We start from the raw sequence: 19447 nt of genomic DNA on the forward strand, positions 1-19447 counted from the left end.
AGTTTTCGGTATTTTCAGAACCCGTTAAGGAACCCGGTTCGGCGGCATCCCGTCAGGATTGCGCCATACGTTTCTCATGCACCTCGATGGCGTCTTCGATGTCATCGAAATATTCGATCTTGCCGTCATTCAATACGACGCCGGCATCGCAGAAATCCCGAAGCTCACCCATGTTGTGGCTCACCATGATCGCCGACGCGTTCTTGACCCGGTCGAGGAAAACCGCCCGACTCTTGCGCCGGAACGACGCATCGCCGACCGATGTGACCTCGTCGACCAGATAGGTGTCGAACCTGATTCCCATCACCGTGCCGAACGTGATCCGGGATCGCATACCGGAGGAGTAGGTGCTGAATGGCATGAAGAAATGGTCGCCCAGCTCTGCGAAGTGACGCACGAACTCGACAAGCTCGTCACTGTCGACGCCATAGATCCGCGCGACGAACCGGACATTCTGCGCGCCGGTCATGTCCTTGTGAAATGATGATGCGAGTCCGACCGGCCAGGAAATGGAGCCATCGGTCAGAACCCGCCCCGTCGTGGGTTTCTGTGCGCCGGAAATGATCTGCAACAGGGTCGATTTCCCCGCACCATTGCGCCCAAGCAGGCCAAGCGATTTGCCGGTCGGCAGGGTCAGGTTCAGGTTGTCGATGACCACCTTGTGCCGATTTCTCACCCAATAGGTCTTCGACAGGTTCTCGAACCGGATCATCCGGTCACCCCCTGTCGCGGATCGAGTAATACATCAAGACGAACAAGGCCCACCCAAGCGTCAGAAACAGCGTCGCCATGAAGATGATCTGCCCATGCCGAGGGTATTCGGCAGTTTCGGGTAGAGTGGGGAGGACATAGGTCGCCAGATATCGTGATTGGCGGGTCGCATTTGCGACGGCGGCATCCCGTTGCGCCAGAGCGGCGCGGTAGGTCTCTTCCGCGAACTCCCGGTCCACCGCAAGGCTTTCGTATTCCGCAATCAGGGTCGGATAGCCCTCGACACCCTCATAACTCTGATCCGAGGCGAAATTCTGCCGCTCTTCCCGAAGCCGCTCACGGATGACGTCGATCCGCCGCTGCGCCTGCACGACCCGCTGGTCCTCCTGACTGGCCTGCTGAACGAGCAGATCATAGTCGATCAATGCCTGCGCCAGTTGTTGCTGCAGGGAATTCTGCACGCCCATGCGATTCTGAATGTCCGCTTCCGGGTCGACGATCTGCGTGCGGGTGCGGAACCTGACCAGTGCTTCACGCGCCGTCTTGAGCCGCTCGACCGAAGTTGCCAGATCCTCCTCCGCCGCCTGAAGCATATCCGCGCGCGCCTGTGCGTTGAGATCGTTCACAAGAGCCTGGCTCTCCTGCAAAATCTGATCGGCCAACGACTGCGCGAAGTCTGCGCTGAACGCCTGAACTTCGAGCCCGATAAGCCCTGTGTTGCTGTCGAAATCGACATGCACGACGCGGCCCCAGAAATCGTGAAGGTCCTCGATCGTGCCGCCGGGCTTCAGCGCGAACAGCGGATCCTGTTCGTAGTGCTGGGAAAAATGCGTCCAGAGATCCAGTGACTCGTTGACCCGACGGACAAGCTCCTGGCTCTGGATGAACTCGTAAAGGATGTCGGAATCCAGCGCCCCCGAGACGCCCGCAGCCCCTGCGAACTGAGCCAGTCCGGTGAGAGCCATACCGCCGCCATCGTCCTCCTGCCGGACGGTGAAGCCCACATCCGAAGCGTATTTGTCGGCAGCTCGCTCGAACACGTACCAGGTCACCGCCGCAACCGGCAGCGCAACAATCAGGAAGAATGACAATATGAGGCCGAAATGCCGTTTCCGAGTCTTCGCCTTCTGAGCCATGGGGCGCACCACGACCCGGGGCATGGGCCGCGCCCGCGTGCGTTCGCGCGCCCGCTCCTGCCGCTCTTCTTCGGTCAGCTCGGCGTTCTCGGCGGCAATCGCGGCCTTCCGTTCGGCCCTTGCCCGAGCCTTCGCGTCATTCTCCGTCGTCGTCGCTTCCGATCGCTCGGAAGTGTCCGCGTCGGGCGCGTCATCCTTCTCAGGCGCAGCCTTCTTTCGCGACGAGCTCGTATCCTCGGCCAAGAGCGCTACCTTTCACACGCAATTGAGTTTTTCCGGCCCCTTCTACATAATAGACCATTGCAAGGCCAGACAGTAGGACTGCACTCACATGAGCGCGACGGCACCTCCCGAAATCGAGATTCCCAAAGCCCTCCAGCCGATCGGCTCGACGGGCCGAATGCGTTCGTTCCCGACTTTCAGGTCGGTCTTCGCACTGATGCTGCGTGAGATGGGGCAAAAATACGGGAAATCCCCGGGCGGCTATCTCTGGGCGCTGGCCTCTCCCATGATCTTCATCATGGTGATGACGATCGCTTTCAGCCTGCTCGCGCGGACCCCGCCAATCGGCAAGACGTTCATCATGTTCTACGCGTCGGGCTTTCTGGTGTTCTCGATTTTCAACCAACTCGCAGGCCCGGTTTCCGGTGCGCTGACGTTCAACAAATCTCTGCTCCAGTTTCCAACCGTGACATGGATCGATTCCATTATTGCACGCTTTCTCCTGAATTTCCTGACCGCGCTCATCGTCTATTTCATCCTGCTCTACGCTATCGCGTTCTTCTCACCGGAATCTCCGCGGTTCGATGTGCCGCTGATGCTCGAGGCGGTCGTGCTGGCCGGCGGCATATCGCTCGCCTGGGGTGTGTTCACCTGCTACCTGTTCGCCGAACTCCCTGTCCTCGGTGACTTCTGGAAATTCGCCTCACGCCCACTCTTCATCGCGTCCGGCGTGCTGTTCATGTATGAAGACTTCCCGGAATCGGTGCAGAACATCCTCTACTGGAACCCGCTCATGCACGTCGTTTCGCTCGGTCGCGCGGCCGTCTATCCCCGCTACGACGCGGCCTTCGTCAGCACGACCTATGTGATGCTGTTCATAATGCTCTTGCTCGTTCCCGGCCTGCTGCTGGTGCGCCAGCACCACGACCGCCTTCTGAACCGGGGCAAATGAAAAACGGGGCCGCGAGGCCCCGTTTCCCGTCATTTCTCTGTCGTTCGAACCTTACGCGCCATTCTCGCGCATGTATTCCGCGCTCGTCTTGATCCCGCCAAGCGGGAAGAAATGGATCTTGTCGATCAGGCTGTCGGGGTTCTCGGCCTTGTATACGGCGAGATCGTTCAGAACTTCGGTCGGCTCGAACGGACGCATCAGCTTGGTCAGATCCTTCGCACGCTTCTGAAGCACGCCAAGGCTCGGACCCACGCCGCAGGCGATGGCGAACTTGATCAGCGTCTGAAGCTTCGCAGGCCCGGCGACACCGGCATGAACCGGCATGGTGATGCCCATATCGGCCAGCCGTTCGGCCCATTCCGTCACCGGCTTCGCGGCAAAGGCGAACTGGGTGATGATCGCCATCTCGGCATCCGAGCGGTCTTTGTAGGCCTGCTTCCAGCGCAGCGCTTCGTCCACGTTCGTCGTCGTGCCCTTGGCGTCGATGTCCTTGTTGCCTTCCGGGTGTCCGGCAATGTGAAGCCTCTTGAACCCGTCGAAATACCCGGTCTCGAGCAATTGGATCGAGCTGTCGATCTTACCCACCGGAGTCGTCGGCGACCCACCGAGCAGAAGCGCGGTTTCCACACCGGCTTCCGACACGTAGCGGTCGATCCACTCCTTCAGTTGCGCCTCGTCGCGCATGATCCGCGCCGGGAAATGCGGCATGACCTCGAACCCGCCTGCGGCAAGCCGCTTGGCGGTGTCGGTCATCTCTTCGATCGGCGTGCCCTCGATATGCGCGATGTAGACGCGCGTGCCGGCGGGCAGGATCGCGGTGAAATCCTCCACTTTCGCCGCAGTGCGCGGCATCACTTCGATCGAAACGCCTTCCAGCAACTCGGCAAGCGGGGCGGCATTGTTTTTCGTCAGGGAAACCACAGACATCGACCTCTCCTCAAGTTTGGCTACGATACGTCAGGCGGGACGCTTCGTGAATGGGCCAAGGATGCACTTCGGCGCGGACCTCCGCCTGACGGTGCCGCTCGACGGTCGGTTTAGAGGAACCGCCATCGGGCTCACCCCACGTTACCGTCACTTCAGTGCCGTTTTCCGCCACTTCCGGGTTCAGAACGGCAAGGCTGATCCAGGCGCGTTCGTTCGCGGAATAGGCGGGCGCGATGCTGATTCCCACCGGCTTGCCGTCCTTGGTGGCAAGGTCGTAGGGGTAGGAGGCATAATGCGCCGCCGGGAAATCCATGTTCTTCGTCGGCAGGTCTTCGTGACCAAGCTGACCGGCATAGACTTTCTGCACGTCGTCATGGTCCCAGACCAGTGTGACCTTTTTGCGGTGCGGACCGTCGGCCATCTTTTCCAAAGCCTCGCGGCCAATGAAATCATGATCGAACTTCACAACGCGGCCATAATCCACATCCCACGGCGTCATGTAGTAATCTTCGACATTTCCGGTCTTCATGGACCCGCCGAGCGTCGAGATCGCCTCGAACGCGTTGGCCTTCAACCACTCGCGGTAAGGCTTCATCTTCTCGCCAGTGTAGATCGCCGGAAGCACCGAAGGCACCCAGCCTGATTCCGCTGCGGCCGACGCATAGGCGCGGCTACCGACAAGGCGCAGGCCGAATTCCTTGCCTGCTTCGATCAACGCGGCCTTGACCTTTTCGCCCTCGTCGAACGGCCCCCAGATTTCAAGACCTTGCGCACCGCCCATGCCGTGCGACAGCGTCTGCGCCTTGCATCCCGCGATGGTGATCTCGCCCATGTTGAAGAACTTGGTCGTCAACTCGCCGCCTTCGTTCACCTTGTTGAGAAGGTCGAGAGCAAGCGGCCCCTGCACCTCGTAACGATAGGTCAGGCGGCGGTTGTCGGGATCGTCCAGCTTACGCTCGTCGCGGGTGATGGTGACGTCATATCCGCCGGTTTCCGCGTGATACTGAACCCAGTTCGGCACGATGGGGCGACCGACGATGTTCACTTCGTCATCTTCCAGACCGAAGACGATCGAGTCACCGATCAGGTAGCCGTCATAGTTGACGCAGACGATCTGCTTGGCTTTGCCCTTGCCGAATTTGGCATAGGAATTGACCGAGATGTCGGACAGGAGCTTCATGACGTCCGGGCCTTTTACGTAAAGGTCGGTCATGTGGAAGCTCTGGTTCATGAGCGCCACGCCCTCGCGCCAGGCGCGCTGCTCTTCGGCCCAATGGGTGTATTCCGGTTCGATCGGAAACGGGTATCGCCCCATCTGGTTCTCGTAGAGCATTTCAAAGGGGCTGTCGTAGTCTTTCAGCCGGTCTTCAAGCGACTTAGCGCACATTCGGTGTCCTCCCGGATTCGGTGATGCGCCAGATATAGGGGCCGCCGATGCAGTCCGCTTATGCGCAGTTTGTATAAATGATCGCAAATCGCTTATATAGTGCCTATGCAACCGCAAACTTCGCCCCTGTCGGCGCGCCATATCCGGGTGATCCGGGCCTTGTCCGAGCATCGGAGGTTGTCCGACGCCGCCGATTCCGTCGCGCTGTCGCAACCCGCATTTTCGCGCTCGCTCCACGATGCCGAAGAACGCCTCGGGGTCTCCCTGTTTCAACGTGGCTGGGCCGGCTCCGAACCGACGGCGATGGGAGACATCGTGATCGCACAATGCCGCCGCATCTTCGCGGATATGGAAGCGGTGGAGCGTGGCGCGCTGGGCAATACAGGTGTCTTGCGCTTGCCCAATCTCGTGCGATGGCGGCATCTGCGCGCGGTCGCCGCCGTGGTCCGTCATGGCACCGCCTCAGCGGGGGCGCAGGCACTCGGCATCAGCCAGCCTGCCGTCTCCCAATCGCTGACCGCCTGCCAGGATTACGTGCGCGAACCGCTCTTCGCACGTCGACAGACCGGGCTGGAGGCGCTGGAGCCCGCGCGCGCCCTCGCTGCGCTGTGGGACCGGATCGCCGGGGTCCTGTCCGACATACCCACGCGGCTCGAAGCTACGGGAGATGAACTCGTGGGGCGCGTGTCGGTCGGAATGCTGCCTTTCTCTGGTCAATCCATGGTGCTCGATGCGTTTGGCGAAATCACCCGTCGCCACCCGCTGGTCCACCTTGTCGCCGTGCCGGGCGGCTATGACACGTTGTCCGACGCCCTCAAACGCGGCGAGATTGACCTGATCATGGGTGTGCTTCGCGCCCCGTCACCGGTTCCCGGTTTCGTCGAAGAACACCTGTATTTCGAGAACTACCTGATGATCGCCCGCCACGATCACCCGGTCCATCGCGCCGCAGTTTCCATCGAGGAGCTCGCCGGAGAACAATGGATTGTCGCGCCCCACGGCACCCCGATCCGTGCCTTTTTCGACCGAACCTTCCGTGACGCCGGTGCAAGTCCCCCAGCGCAATCCGCCGAGATGTTTTCATTCTCGAACGCAGAACAGATGATCGTCGCGAGCGGCTCGATCGCGCTCCTGTGCTACGGGCGATCCGGGTTGAAACGGCTTCGCCCGGAGCTGAAACCGGTTGATGTCGACCTCCCCGGCTCCCGTGTCTCGATCGGCGTCACCCGGTTCGGAGACGGCCCACCAAGCGACGCGATTGCCGAGTTTCTGCGGATCCTGCGGGAGAAGATTGACGAAGCGGGCGAGGCATAAGGGCAGGGCGCGAACCGCACGTGATGCCATACGCATGCCATACGCAATACATACGTGAGACATACGTGGATTCCGGCGGTTTCAGCCGCTCATCCGCTCCGAAATCCGGTGCGCCTGGAACCCGTCCGCAAGCCGGGTGAGCCTGAGCGTGTCGACCACGCCTTCGGTGTAAAACGGGTCGCCCTCGGCAAAGGCGCGCGCGTTCTCTTCGCTGTCCGCTTCGAGCACGCCCCAATGCCCGATCGCATTGCCGTCTGCATCCCACAAAGCCGACCCGATCAGCACGGAACACAGGCCGTTTCCGCCCGTTCCGACCCAATCGCGATGCGTGGGGCGAAGCCTGTCGCGTTCGTCCTGTTTGTCGGGGTGGTGGATGTTCTCCATGAGATAAAACAAGGCTCTATTCCTGCAAAAAACGGGCTATGAGTGGCCCGACGATCTCGGGTTTCTCGACCGGAGCAAAATGACCCGCGTCCTCGATGATCTCCAGCCGTGCGTTGGGCAGACGGCTCACCAGCTCTTCATGCTGAGCGACCGGCGACCACTGGTCCTGCCGCCCGACGACGACGAGCGTCTCGCACTTGATTTCGTGCAGATAGGACGACGCATCGGGCCGCGTCACCAACGCCCGGATCTGCCGCTCATGCGCTTCGGCATCCTTGCGCAGCACCATGTCGGTGAGACCCTTCATCAGCTCCGGCGTCTGGTTCGGCTCATACACCATCGGCGGCAACCACCGCGCCGCCAAAGCCTCCATCCCGTTCTCATGCCTATAAGCCACGATCTCGGCGCGCGCGTCGATTTCGCCTTCTTTCAAAGGGTGAAACCCGGTGTCCAGAAGCGCCAGCTTGCGCACACGCCCCGGCGCAATCCGTGCGATTTCCATCGCGACCCGCGCGCCCATGGAATGACCCGCGACTTCCAGCGGCCCCTCGGAAATGGCAAGGCAATCGGCCGCCATCTGCGCGATGCTTTCCTGCGTCGAGACATCTGCCACCATCGCCTGATCCATATGGTCCAGAATCGGCTCCCAACAGAACCGGTCGCAAAGCAAACCGGGGATCAGAATCGCGGTCATTGGATCATCGTGTTGGGCAGGATCAGCGCGATCTGCGGGAAAGCGACGAGCAGGATGAGCGTCACCAGCATCGCGAACCAGAACGGCGCCACGCCACGGAACATCTTCGCGAGCGACACGTCTGGCGCCACGGATTTCACGATGAACACGTTTAATCCGACCGGCGGCGAGATCAGGCCCATTTCCAGTGTCAGAACGACAAGCACACCGAACCAGATCGGGTCGATGCCAAGCTGCTGCACAACCGGGAAGAAGATCGGCATCGACAGCACCATCATCGCGAACCCTTCAAGGAAGCAGCCGAGGATCAGGTAAATCGCCAGCATGATCGCCAGTACGCCGATCACCGGAATCGCCAGACCCTCGAGATAGGTGCCGAGCCATTGCGGAATGTGGCTGAGCGCGAGGAAGGTCTTGATCATGTACGCCGAGATCAGGATCAGCATCACGGTCGCGGTGGTCACGACGCTGTCCTGCGCGGCCTTCCAGAATTTCGCGAAGTTCAGGTTGCCCATGAGCGTCCCGAACAGGATCACGAGACCCGCGCCAACGGCCGAGGCTTCGACGGGCGAGAAGATGCCCGTGTAGATGCCGCCAATCGTCAGAACGATCACGAGTAGGATCGGAGCCGCACCGCCGGTGGACCGCATCTTTTCCGTAAACGTCGTGGACGGACCTTTCGGCCCCATCGCGGGCTTGAACCACGTGATGACGAGGATCGTCAGGATGAACATGGACAGCAGCAAAAGACCCGGAAGCACACCTGCAAGGAAGAGCCGCCCGATCGATTCCTGCGTCAGGAGCGCATAGATCACGAAACCGGTAGAGGGCGGGATCAGGATGCCAAGCGTGCCGCCAGCCGCAACGACGCCGGTCGAAAGCCGGTCGTCGTATTCGAACCGCTTCATTTCCGACAGCGACACGCGCCCGATGGTCAGGGCCGAAGCCACCGAGGACCCCGACAGTGCGGCGAAACCACCGCATGCGACCACGGTGGCCGAAGCCAACCCGCCCCGGATCGACCCGATCCAGGCATAAGCCGCGTCATAGAGTTTCCGGCTCATCCCGGTCTCGGTCGCCACGTTCCCCATCAGAATGAACAGCGGAACCACCACGAGCTCGACCTTCGCGGCGAGCGAGAAGCTGTCCGAGGCCAGCTGGCTCAACGCGGCCTGCGGTGAGTTCAGGATGGAAACGCCCACGAATCCGACCGCGAACATGGCGAAGGCCACCGGGATACGCAGTCCGAGAAGGACGAATAGCGAAATGAGCCCGATGAGCCCGATCATTTCCCCGCTCATGCGCGCCCCTTGCTTTCCTGCCCGTTGTCACCCGTCACGATCAACTGGACGGCGCGAAGTGTCATGGCGAGTGCCGTGACGATCGACATCACGACGATGGCGCCTTTGAACCAGTCGAATTGAAGGTCGATAATGTTTGTTGTCTGCACGATATTCATCTGGAACCGCATCAGATAGATCGACTGCCATGTCGTCCAGGCGATCCCGGCGAAAATCACGGCGCCGATGATGGCCGAGGCAAAATCGCCGGCCCAGATCATCCAACGCGGCATCGTGCCTTCGAAGAGGTCCACGTTGACGTGGCCCCCGATCTTGTCGCACAGCGCCATGCCACCGAACACGATCAAGGTCATGCCCATTGCGGTGATGTCCTGCGCACCGGTGAGGGGCGCTCCGAAGAACCGCCCGATCACATCGACAAGAATGACGGTGACCTCGACCACGAGGCCTACCGTGCCGATAAGGGCAGTCAGGCGAATAAGCCTGTCTGCCCAGTTGTTTAGCCGTGCCAGCAAGTCTTACATGCCCTGCATGGTCTTGAGGACGTCTTCGCCGCCCACATTCGCGACGACTTCGTCACGGATCGGGTAGGTCAGTTCCTCGAACGCGGCGCGCTCTTCGTCGGTCAGCGTGTAGACGGTGTTGTCGTCCATGCTCGAGATCTGCTCGATCACCGACTCGGCGCGGGCGTACCAGCCCTCTTCGGCGGATTTCGAAAGCTCACGACCCGCGATGGCGTCGATTGCCGCCTTTTCCGCGTCCGGCAGGCTGTCATACTTCGACTGGTTCATCACGACGTAGAACGAGATGTGGCCAAGCGGCGCGTTGAGCGTGTAGCTGTTCGCCACCTCATCGAGTTTGAAGTCGCCGATGGCCGACGCGCCGGTGATGACGCCGTCGATCAGGCCGGTCTGAAGCGAGTTGTAGATCTCGCCGGCCGGCATCTGAACCGGGGTCGCTCCAAGGGATTCGACGGCGGCTGCGGCTGCGGAGCCGGAGACGCGGATCTTCAGACCTTCGAGGTCGGCGGGCGTGCGCACGTCCACGTCCTTCATGATGAAGACGTTCGGTTCCGAGAGCCAAAGCGCAAGCGGCTTGGTGCCCGGAAACTCGCCGTCGAGCTGGCCTGCCTCATAGGCGTTCCAGATCATGTCGTAGCCGGTCATGCCCTCGGGCTTCGCGCCCGGAAGCTCGGAGACCATGGTCAGCGGGAACTGCGACGAGGTGTAGCCCTGAAGGCCCCAGACGATGTCGGCCACGCCCTGAACCACGCGGACATATTGCTCGAGCGGGCCAGCGCCAAGCTCGCCGCCCGGATAGACGTCGATCTGGAGACCGCTGTCGGCGGTCGCGGCCTGAAGCGGCTCGATGGTCGATTTCGTAAGCGTGTGCGCGGGCGGAACCCAGTGCGCGAATTTGACCGTTTCGGCCAGGCCCGGCGCGGCGGCTGCCACGGTGAGCGCGGCGGCGGCGGCTGCGGTACGAAGTGCGGTAATCATTCCTTTTTCCTCCCAAGGTTCTGATCTGCCGGCCCAAGACTAGGGCGGTTTGCCGCCGCAACCTAGAAGCAAAAGGGGGTCGAGCAAATCACATTCGCGCCTACCTCGATAAGTTGAGGCTATTTTGATGCCATAAACGGCGGCGCTCTTGAGCCGTTCGGCAAATCGGACGCGGCGGGGTGTCGCACCAGCCGCGTCCGGGTGTCTTCAGACTCAGGAGCCTTTGGTGCGCCAGCTGTCTGCGTAGCTTTCGCGAGCTTCGGTCGAGTAGGGCGTCGGCGAGACGCGAACGCGAATCGTCGTCTGCTCATGCGGCTCGACCGAGGTTTTCTTGGAGCCGCCGTCCGGTTCGCCCCAGGTCATCTCGAGAACGTCGCCGACTTCGACCGACTGATCCACCACGCCGAGCGACAAGAGGCAGCGCTCGTTGAAGGAATAGCCGTTGAACATCGACATGCCGACCATCTTGTCGCCCTGTTTCACCATGTCCGCGGTGGACGAGGCGTAGTTCGGCTGCGGGAAGTCGATCCACTTGTAGTTCTTCTCACCCGGAGCGAAGGACGAAGCGATGACTTTCATCACGTCTTCCGCGTTCCACTCGAAGGTGACCTTCTTGCGGTTGGACTCGGACCCTTTCATCTTGGTCAGGGCGTCTTTGCCGATGAAGTCGTCTTTCTTCCAGCCGATGTAGAAGCCGTAGCCAAGCTCGAACGGGTTCACGTAGTAGTCTTCGATGTTGTCCGAGACGAACGAACCGCCGATGGAGCCTGCCGCCTCGTAGTGGTTCTCGGTGAGCCACTCACGGTACTCTTTCATCATGCCGTCGCCGGTGTAGATGCCGGGCAGCGGCGAAGGGATCCAGCCGCTCTCGACCGTGTTGGTCGAATAGGCGCGCGAACCCACGAAGTGCATTTCGACGCCGACTTCGCGGGCGGCCTGCTGAATGGTCGTCTGGATGTAGTGTTTGTCGGCATACGGACCCCAGATTTCCAGACCGGGCGCACCGGCCATGCCGTGACGCAGGGCCTGAACCTTGCGGGTGCCGATGTTGATCGTGTCGACGTGGAAGAACTTGATCTCCGGAACCGGGCCGCCGTTGATCTTTTCAAAGATCTTGTCGGCATCGGGGCCCTGGATCTGGAAACGGTAATGCGTGCGGTAGATCGCCTTGCCATCCGGGCGCGAATCCGAGCGCGGGTCGTAGGACACCTTGACGTTCCACTTGCCGATCGCGGCCTGGAACATGATCCAGTTCGAGGTCGGGGCGCGGCCAACGGTGACGTACTTGTTGTCATCGAGGCGGAAGATGATGTGGTCGCCGATCACGTGGCCGGCCGGGGTCACGGGCACGAAGTGCTTCGCGCGGCCCATGTCGAAGTTGCCGAAGTCGTTGATACCGACGTGGCTCAGAAACGCGGCGGCGTCCGGGCCTTCGACGGTGACTTCGTCCATGTGGTGCGACTGGTCATAAACCACGACCGAGTCACGCCAAGCGTTCTGCTCGGAACGCCAGTTGGTGAATTCCGGCGCGACACCCGGATAGATGTACATGCCGATTTTGGAATTGCGCAGGTGATCGACGATGTTCGTCTCCTGCATGACTTGCTCAAGGCTCTTGACCATGATGTCCTCCCTGGGATGAAAATTGTATACATGGATGCCATGCGCGGCGCAAAATGCAAGCGGTTTTCGGGATTTTCGCCGAAAATTGCCGCAAAATGTATGCGCGACCGCGTGTTACTCCACGACGAGAGCCATCGCCGGATGCGCGAAATCCGCGCCGAGCGCCTTGGCCTCGAGGTTTCGCCGCGCGATTCGGGCGTGTTCGCGCGCCAGCGCCTCGGCCCGCGCACCCTCACGGCCTGCTATCGCTTCGATCATCGCCCGATGCTGCGCCTGAGCGAGGATCAGCGACTGAATCATCCCGTCCCGGTCGCGTTGCCGAAACACGAACGCCGAGGGTGATGCGAAGGGCAGCGACTTCACCCGCTCCAGCTCGCTCTGCACGATGGGAGAGGGGCAAAGCCGCGACAATTCGTCATGAAATGCTGCGTTCAGCTCGGAATACAGGTCCAGGTCCGGCTGCCCGGAAACGGCAAAACAGGCGTCGATTCGACCGACCAGTTCATTGACATGGCTGATTTGTTCGTCGGAAACGCCAGCTTCTGCGGCAAGCCGAACCGCCGTGCCTTCGAGCACGCCGCGAAGCTCGATGGCGTCGACCACATCGGCATGGGTAAACGACCGCACGACGAAGCCGCCGCTCTGCGCGCGCTCCAACAGACCTTCCTCCGCAAGCCGGCTCATCGCCTCGCGCACAGGGGTCCGGGACACGTCGAGTTCCTCGGCCAAAGCGACCTCGAACAACCGTGTGCCACCGGGCAATTCGCCCTTGATGATCCGCTGCCGCAGGTCGTAGGCCGCTCGTTTCGCGTTGGTATTGCCACGATCACTCACACTGAACCCTCCGATGTATACACGGGAATGTATACAAAGCGCGGCGCGTGTCAAAGGCTCAAAGGTTGTCTTCGACCCTGAGCCCGTCCGGGATTTCGTCCTGCGCATCGAGCACCAGCGCCGCCATGACGCGACCGACCTCAGGCGCGATCCCGAAGCCGATCTTGAAGCCACCATTGGCGACGAAATGGCCGTCGCGCCCCGGCCATGCGCCCAGCATGGGCGCACGCGTCCGCGCTCGGGGCCTCAGCCCGGCCCATCTCTCGATCACCGGCGCGTCGGCGAGCGCCGGCACCGCGGCGCGCGCCCGGTCGAGCACCTCGTCGAGCTGATCGTCGCAGGTGTTAGGCTCGTCGAAGTCCCGTTCCGTTGTGGAACCGATGGCGGTCGTCCCATCGGCATGGGGTACGATATGCACCGTGTCCGCGAAAATCTGCGGCAGGTCGCGCGCGTCGAAATCGAGAAGCGCGGATTGCCCCTTGACCGGCGCCCCCACCAGACGCCCGCGCGCCTCGGTCATCTCGACGAGCCCCGCCGCGCCCGTGGCCCAGACCACCGCGCCTTCGTCCGGGGCTTCGGGCACAACGTCGCCCCCCTTCGCGCGGATCGCGGCGGCAAGGGCCGCGACCGCCTTGCGCGGAAACATCCGGGCGGTGAGCGTGTCATGGATCAGCCTGCCGGTGGGTGACAGGGGCGCCCATTCGCCCGCCTCGACGATCTCCCAAACATATCGGCCTTCCCACAATTCCCGCGCGGTCGCGGCACGGGCCTCGGCCAGCGCCAGCGCGTGATCGTCGGCGATGGGTTGCAGCCGCCCGGTTCGCGCGTAACTCGAGGGCAGACCGCCGACCTCCTCGACGTCGCGCCAGAACGCTTCGCCCCGGTCGAGCGCCGCGAATTGAAACGCCTTCTTTGCGTTCCAGTTCTCCGGCACATGCGGCGCGAGCGCGCCGACCAGCCCGCCCGACGCTCCGGCCCCGACCCCGCCGGGATCGACCACGCGCACTTTGGCCCCGCGCGACACGCAGGCCCAGGCGACGGCCAGCCCGAAGGCCCCCGCGCCGCGCACCGTCACATCGACCATTGCCAAGCCAGAGACCCTCCTGCATCGTCCGCGTCTCGGACCCTTCGATAGGCGAAACCATGAGCGAGAACCAGAGCGCGGAGTTGGAGTGGCGGGACGGCATGGTGCCGGTCTCGACCCGGTTCGACGATCCCTATTTCTCGATCCATGACGGGCTGGCGGAAACCCGGCACGTGTTTCTGGGGGGAAACGACCTTCCCGAACGCTGCGTGCCGGGGTTCCATGTCGCGGAGCTGGGATTTGGCACCGGTCTAAACATGCTGGCGATGGTGCTGGCCCTGCGCGAAAGCAACATCCCGATCCGCTACACCTCGTTCGAAGCCTACCCGATGGCGGTCGATGACATCGCCCGCGCGTTGGATACGTTTCCCGAGGCGCGCGCCGTGGCCGACCCCTTGCTTGCCGTCTGGGGTGCAGGGATCCGGTTCTTCACAATCGGCCCGCTCAGCGTGGACGTGATCGAAGGCGATGCGCGCGAAACGCTCCCGGCATGGGATAGACAAGCAGACGCCTGGTTCCTCGACGGCTTCTCGCCCGCCAAAAACCCGGAACTCTGGTCGCCTGACCTCATGGCGCAAGTCGCCCGCCACACCGCACCCGGCGGCACGGCGGCGACATACACCGCGGCGGGCTTCGTAAGGCGCGGTCTGGAGGACGCAGGCTTTGACGTCACCCGCGTGCCGGGATACGGGCGCAAGCGTCACATGACGGTTGCGAGGTTGCGATGAGCCAAAACAACACCCGCGCGGGCATCTTGCTGATGATAGCCGCCGTGTTCGTCTTCGCGGTGCAGGATGGCGTGTCACGCCTGCTCGCAGAAGAATACAATGTCTGGATGATCGTGATGATCCGCTATTGGTTCTTCGCGCTGTTCGTCATCGCGGTCGCGGCGCGAAGCAAAGGCGGCATCCGCGCAGCCGCGCGCACAAGCCAGCCAGTTCTACAGACTTTCCGCGGCGTGCTCCTGATCTTCGAGATCGTCGTGACCGTCTATGCCTTCGTCGTGCTCGGGCTGATCCCCACCCACGCGCTCTTCGCCTCTTACCCGCTTATGATCGCGGCGCTGTCGGGCCCCGTGCTGGGCGAAAAGGTCGGGCCACGGCGCTGGGCAGCGATCGGGGTCGGCTTCATCGGTATCCTCATCATCCTGCGCCCCGGCCTTGCGGTGTTCGCGCCCGAGGCGCTCATCGCGCTCCTCGCTGCGCTTTTGTTCGCGATCTACGGCCTCGCCACCCGCTATGTCGCGCATCGCGATTCGGCGGCGACCTCGTTTTTCTGGACGGGCGTCACCGGCATGGTCGCGATCACCGCGATTGGCGCGTTTTACTGGGAGCCGATGGCGCGGGAGGACTGGCTCTGGATGGGTCTGCTCTGCATCACCGGTGCGTCTGGGCATTACCTGCTCATCAAGTGCTACGAACAGGCCGAGGCCAGCGCGGTGCAGCCCTTCGCCTATTTCCAGCTCGTCTTCGTGTCGATCATCGCGATTAGCTTTTTCGGAGAAACCACGGACCTGCCAACGGTGATTGGCGCGGCCATCGTCGTGGGCGCGGGGCTGTTCACGGTCTGGCGCGAGCGTCAGGTCAGCCGCAGATCTACCGCCGCTTCAGCATTGAGACGAAGTTGAGCGGGCCACCCGGCACGTCGCCCGCGCGCCGTGCTTCGTAGATCGGCAGGCTTTCGGTCACGCGCATAACATAGGTCTGGGTTTCGTTGAACGGGATCATTTCGATCCAATCCACGATATCCACGTCCGGGTCGCGCGGGTCGCCCAGCGTTTTCTGCCAGGAATTCGCGCGACCGGGGCCTGCGTTATAAGCCACCGCGATCAGGATCGGGTTGTTGCCATAACGCTCCATCAACCACGCGAGGTACTCGCTGCCGAGCCGCGTGTTGTACTGCTTGTCCGCCGTGAGTTTCGCGCGGACGTAATCCACCCCGACCCGGTTCGCCATGTCCTTCGCGGTTCCGGGCATGAGCTGCATCAGCCCCATCGCCCCGGCATGGGACGAAACTTCGTGGTCGAACTCGCTCTCCCGGCGCGCGATGGACAATTCCAGAGCGCGGGGCACCGTCGGATTGCCGCGGCCGATCTCGGGGACCGGGAAGTAGGATGCTTCCAACACCTTCTCGAAGTTCACCGCGTGTTTGGCCATGACCAGCGCGACATGATGCGCATCCACGCTCATCGCCCAGTCGCCCAAGGCCCCGGTTTCGGCCCGGTCCAGACGCTCGGACAGATGCACCACCATGCGTTCGGTCAGGTAAGTCTCGCCCGCCGCCCATGTGAGCCGCGCGGCCTCCATGATTGGCGTGCCCCAGAAACTCGCTTGCCGGAAGTCGGGGAACTCCTCGGTCCCGGCCAGCTTCGGGTCGAGCGGCAACCCGGCCTTCTCCGCAGACAAGAGCCCGTAGAACGCCGTCTGGTGCTCGCCCCCGAAGGCATAGGCCGCGCGGGCGGCTTCGGCATTGCCCAAAGCTTCATGTGCGCGGCCTTCCCAGTACCCGGCGCGGCTCAGGCTGATCGGCGTGTCCACCGTCGTGCGAAAGGTCTGAAAATGCTTCAGCGCGTCTTCCGGCCGGTCGAGGAACCGAAGCGCGAGATAACCGGCGAGCCATTCGCTGTCCTCCCGGTTCCACCCCTCGTCGATATGGTGATTTGCGGCGAGGTCATAGGCGGTCTCATAGCGCCCCTCCCGCATCGCCCAACGGGCGAGGTTTCGGCGCTGATATCCCCATTCGTCCGGCTTTCCGAGGCTCTCCGCGCTCCCCGACCGTTCGAGAATCAGCTCGATCGTGTCGTCGTTGCGCCCCTTTCGCGCCCGCCACAGCATCCGCTCATAGGCAAGGCCGGGATCGTCGGCGAGCGCGTCGGGCACTTTCTCGATCATCCCGTCCACGCCGGGTTTATCGTCCCTGAGCCCGATCCGGGCGCGGGCGAGAATCTGGTGCTCCGTGTCGATGCGAGCCATGTGCCGCTCGGCCTGACTTTCAAGCCCCCGCCACAACAGCATGTCCATGCGCTGCCAGTGAAATTCGGCCAGCGTCTTTGGCCAGACCACCATGAACAGCGCTTCTTCCTCGCTCGTCAGCGCGAAGTTGGTCCAGGCGCGCCGCGCCTCTGCCATTGCCGCGTCTTTCTCGCCGCTTTCCCACAGCGCGCGGGCGTAGCGCAGCGATCCGGTACCTGTCTCGGGCTTCACATCCGCGAAGAACGCCAGCACGTCCGACCGCCGCGCATCCTCTGGAATGGTCTTCTCCGACCGTTCGCGCAGCAAGTCGATCCCCGGCCAGTCGCCGCGTCGTTCCAGAAACGCCTGCGTTTCGGCAAAACTGCCCTGGCTCGCCCTCAGGCGGTTCCACTGGATCACGTCCCACGGCAGCGACTCTTCCGGCCCGGCCGCAACGAGCGCCGCGTCCCATTTTCCGTCCCGCATCAGGTCGAGCGCATTTTTCAGGGCCACGACCTCGCCTTCGTCCTGCGCCGGGGCGGACGTTGCGGCCACAATAGCCGTGAGCAGGGCAGCAAGGAAAAGGCGGGCGTCGGTCAGGGCGCGTCTCATCATGAGCGCATAGGTAGCGCATCGAAAAAGCGCTTCAACACACATTCTTGGCATTTCGGCGGATCGCGGCTAGTTTCCGCGCGTTTTCACGCCGGGCGACTCACCGCGCGGCTCATAGGGTATCAACGGCCCTCAACGACAGACAGGAGCGTGACATGCTGAAAGGTTCCATCCCGGCCCTTGTGACGCCGTTCAAGAACGGCAAAGTGGATGTCGATGCGCTCAAACGTCTGGTGGACTGGCATGTCGATCAGGGGTCGCACGGGCTGGTCCCGGTGGGCACGACCGGGGAAAGCCCGACGCTTCTGCACGAAGAGCATGAGCTTGTCGTGAAAACCGTGGTCGAGCATGCCGCCGGTCGGCTCAAGGTGATTGCCGGCTCCGGGTCGAACAACACGGTCGAGGCGCTGCATTTCACCCAGTTCGCAAAGAACGTGGGCGCGGATGCCGCGCTGGTGGTGACGCCCTACTACAACAAGCCGACGCAACAGGGGCTGATCGCCCATTTCCTTGCGGTGGCCGAGGTGGGCCTGCCGATCATCATCTATAACATTCCGGGTCGCTCCGCCGTGGACATGGCGCCCGCGACCATGGCCGAGCTTGCCAAGCACGAGATGATCATCGGCGTGAAGGATGCGACCGGTGATCTTGCGCGCGTGGCGTGGCAGCGCGACCTTTGCGGGCGCGACTTCATCCAACTGTCCGGCGAAGATCCGACCGCGCATGGCTTCAACGCAATGGGCGGGGTCGGCTGCATCTCGGTCACGGCCAATGTCGCCCCGGCGCTGTGTTCAGAGCTTCAGGAAGCCACGCTGGAAGGCGACTATGGCCGTGCGCTCGACATTCAGGACCGTTTGATGCCGCTCCACCGCGCAGTGTTCATGGAGCCGGGCGTGGCCGGTGCCAAATATGGCATGGCCAAGCTGGGCCTCATCGAAGAGGACGTGCGCCTGCCGCTCATGCCGCTCGCGGACGAAACCCGCGCGGCGATGGATGCGGCGATGACCCATGCGGGGCTGATCAACTGATCCGCGTCCGGCGCTACCGGCCGGACGACGCCCCGGCGCTGGCCGAGGTCTTTCACGCGGCGGTCCACGGGGCCGCCGCAGCGCATTACACCGCCGCCCAACGCGCCGCATGGTCCCCCGCGCCACGGCCCGAGATATTCGCGGACCGCGAAGCCGACGGGCGGATGGTCTTCGTCGCGGACAGCGGCGGCGTAACCGGCTTCATCGAGCTGGAGCGGGACGGCCACATCGACTGCTTCTACACCCACCCCCGCGGTGCAGGCCCGGCGCTCTACGACGCGCTGGAAGAGGCGGCACGCACCCTCGGCCTCTCGGCACTCTTCGTCGAAGCCAGCGAAACCGCCCGACCCTTTTTCGAGGCGCGGGGTTTCGTCGTGGAGCAGCGGCGCGAGGTCGAACGACAGGGCGTCGAACTTCATAATTATCGCATGAGCATGGCGCTGGGGTAGGGCACTCTTGTTCCTTTGAGTTGGTGAGCGCATAGGCGTGATCGGAGCAGTTGCGATGACCGGATTGAGCCTACTCCTGACTTTGCCGTTTCAGAAATGATGCTCTAAAGATCGACTTGCTGCCGACTGTCATGCTTGGGGCCGTGAATGCGAGTTTTTTGGAAAATGTTCGGCGCGGCTGTGGCCGGTTCTTTGACGACCTGGCTACTCTTCGTAGCAATAAACCGACCAGCCGAGCACCAATACCTCATCACCACAACATCCTATTATTTCAAGCGCATGTCTGAAATTGAAAACACTGGCGTTGCATCTTTCGCTGACTGCAGGCTTCAACGAGGT

The 19447-nt window shown here is 62.4% G+C and carries 19 protein-coding genes; 6 read left to right on the forward strand and 13 right to left on the reverse strand.

The window, feature by feature from the left end:
* Positions 1 to 52: 52 nt before the first annotated feature.
* A complete protein-coding gene (locus tag KJP28_RS14700; RefSeq protein ID WP_218393368.1) occupies positions 53 to 712 on the reverse strand; it encodes an ABC transporter ATP-binding protein in 660 nt (219 codons plus the stop codon).
* 4 nt (positions 713 to 716) lie between these two features.
* Positions 717 to 2090 carry a KpsE/RkpR family capsule polysaccharide export protein gene (locus KJP28_RS14705; RefSeq protein ID WP_218393369.1) on the reverse strand — a complete coding sequence of 458 codons (1374 nt, stop codon included), beginning with the start codon at positions 2088 to 2090 and terminating at the stop codon, positions 717 to 719.
* Between the two features lie 88 nt (positions 2091 to 2178).
* On the opposite strand from KJP28_RS14705, the gene KJP28_RS14710 reads away from it, so the two are divergent.
* On the forward strand, positions 2179 to 3021 hold the full coding sequence (locus KJP28_RS14710; RefSeq protein ID WP_218393370.1) for an ABC transporter permease: 843 nt from the start codon (positions 2179 to 2181) through the stop codon (positions 3019 to 3021).
* 51 nt (positions 3022 to 3072) lie between these two features.
* On the opposite strand, the gene KJP28_RS14715 is transcribed toward KJP28_RS14710, so the two are convergent.
* Together KJP28_RS14715 and KJP28_RS14720 are read right to left on the reverse strand one after the other, a co-directional pair.
* Positions 3073 to 3948 (reverse strand): methylenetetrahydrofolate reductase, encoded by an 876-nt coding sequence (locus KJP28_RS14715; RefSeq protein WP_218393371.1) that lies wholly within the window; start codon positions 3946 to 3948, stop codon positions 3073 to 3075.
* Positions 3949 to 3958: 10 nt separating this feature from the next.
* A complete protein-coding gene (locus KJP28_RS14720) occupies positions 3959 to 5335 on the reverse strand; it encodes an aminomethyl transferase family protein (protein ID WP_255552405.1) in 1377 nt (458 codons plus the stop codon).
* A gap of 105 nt (positions 5336 to 5440) precedes the next feature.
* Between KJP28_RS14720 and KJP28_RS14725 the strand changes: the two genes are divergently transcribed.
* Complete coding sequence (locus KJP28_RS14725; protein WP_218393372.1) at positions 5441 to 6649, forward strand: LysR family transcriptional regulator; 1209 nt, start codon at positions 5441 to 5443, stop codon at positions 6647 to 6649.
* A gap of 81 nt (positions 6650 to 6730) precedes the next feature.
* On the opposite strand, the gene KJP28_RS14730 is transcribed toward KJP28_RS14725, so the two are convergent.
* The 8 genes from KJP28_RS14730 to KJP28_RS14765 all read right to left on the reverse strand — a co-directional run bounded on the left by KJP28_RS14730 (position 6731) and on the right by KJP28_RS14765 (position 14068).
* The gene (locus KJP28_RS14730; protein WP_218393373.1) at positions 6731 to 7045 is read right to left on the reverse strand and encodes a YciI family protein; all 315 of its coding nucleotides are present in this window, start codon (positions 7043 to 7045) and stop codon (positions 6731 to 6733) included.
* Between the two features lie 4 nt (positions 7046 to 7049).
* Positions 7050 to 7727, reverse strand: coding sequence for an alpha/beta fold hydrolase (locus KJP28_RS14735; protein WP_218393374.1), 678 nt, complete (start codon positions 7725 to 7727; stop codon positions 7050 to 7052).
* Positions 7724 to 9028, reverse strand: coding sequence for a TRAP transporter large permease (locus tag KJP28_RS14740; protein ID WP_218393375.1), 1305 nt, complete (start codon positions 9026 to 9028; stop codon positions 7724 to 7726). Before KJP28_RS14740 ends, KJP28_RS14735 begins: the two co-directional genes overlap by 4 nt.
* Positions 9025 to 9543, reverse strand: a complete 519-nt coding sequence (locus KJP28_RS14745; RefSeq protein ID WP_218393376.1) for a TRAP transporter small permease — start codon at positions 9541 to 9543, stop codon at positions 9025 to 9027. Before KJP28_RS14745 ends, KJP28_RS14740 begins: the two co-directional genes overlap by 4 nt.
* 3 nt (positions 9544 to 9546) lie before the next feature.
* Positions 9547 to 10527: a TRAP transporter substrate-binding protein gene (locus tag KJP28_RS14750; protein WP_218393377.1), complete on the reverse strand. Its 981-nt coding sequence runs from the start codon at positions 10525 to 10527 to the stop codon at positions 9547 to 9549.
* 213 nt (positions 10528 to 10740) lie between these two features.
* On the reverse strand, positions 10741 to 12150 hold the full coding sequence (ligM, locus tag KJP28_RS14755) for a vanillate/3-O-methylgallate O-demethylase (protein WP_218393378.1): 1410 nt from the start codon (positions 12148 to 12150) through the stop codon (positions 10741 to 10743).
* Between the two features lie 114 nt (positions 12151 to 12264).
* Positions 12265 to 12984 (reverse strand): GntR family transcriptional regulator, encoded by a 720-nt coding sequence (locus KJP28_RS14760; protein ID WP_336245344.1) that lies wholly within the window; start codon positions 12982 to 12984, stop codon positions 12265 to 12267.
* 58 nt (positions 12985 to 13042) lie between these two features.
* The gene (locus KJP28_RS14765; protein ID WP_218393472.1) at positions 13043 to 14068 is read right to left on the reverse strand and encodes an NAD(P)/FAD-dependent oxidoreductase; all 1026 of its coding nucleotides are present in this window, start codon (positions 14066 to 14068) and stop codon (positions 13043 to 13045) included.
* A gap of 59 nt (positions 14069 to 14127) precedes the next feature.
* On the opposite strand from KJP28_RS14765, the gene mnmC2 reads away from it, so the two are divergent.
* Both mnmC2 and KJP28_RS14775 read left to right on the forward strand, forming a co-directional pair.
* The gene (mnmC2, locus tag KJP28_RS14770) at positions 14128 to 14796 is read left to right on the forward strand and encodes a tRNA (5-methylaminomethyl-2-thiouridine)(34)-methyltransferase MnmC2 (protein WP_218393380.1); all 669 of its coding nucleotides are present in this window, start codon (positions 14128 to 14130) and stop codon (positions 14794 to 14796) included.
* Entirely contained in the window at positions 14793 to 15695 is a 903-nt protein-coding gene (locus tag KJP28_RS14775; protein ID WP_218393381.1) for a DMT family transporter, read from the forward strand. The genes mnmC2 and KJP28_RS14775 overlap by 4 nt, the downstream gene beginning before the upstream one ends.
* Here KJP28_RS14775 and KJP28_RS14780 read toward each other — a convergent pair.
* On the reverse strand, positions 15664 to 17631 hold the full coding sequence (locus KJP28_RS14780) for a lytic transglycosylase domain-containing protein (protein ID WP_218393382.1): 1968 nt from the start codon (positions 17629 to 17631) through the stop codon (positions 15664 to 15666). The two genes, KJP28_RS14775 and KJP28_RS14780, sit on opposite strands and share 32 nt — an antisense overlap.
* Before the next feature lie 155 nt (positions 17632 to 17786).
* On the opposite strand from KJP28_RS14780, the gene dapA reads away from it, so the two are divergent.
* On the forward strand, positions 17787 to 18659 hold the full coding sequence (gene dapA / locus KJP28_RS14785) for a 4-hydroxy-tetrahydrodipicolinate synthase (RefSeq protein ID WP_218393383.1): 873 nt from the start codon (positions 17787 to 17789) through the stop codon (positions 18657 to 18659).
* 38 nt (positions 18660 to 18697) lie between these two features.
* Entirely contained in the window at positions 18698 to 19108 is a 411-nt protein-coding gene (locus KJP28_RS14790) for a GNAT family N-acetyltransferase (RefSeq protein ID WP_255552426.1), read from the forward strand.
* Positions 19109 to 19447: the final 339 nt, after the last annotated feature.

The sequence above is a fragment of the Maritimibacter dapengensis genome (genome assembly GCF_019218265.1).
Lineage (GTDB): Bacteria > Pseudomonadota > Alphaproteobacteria > Rhodobacterales > Rhodobacteraceae > Maritimibacter > Maritimibacter dapengensis.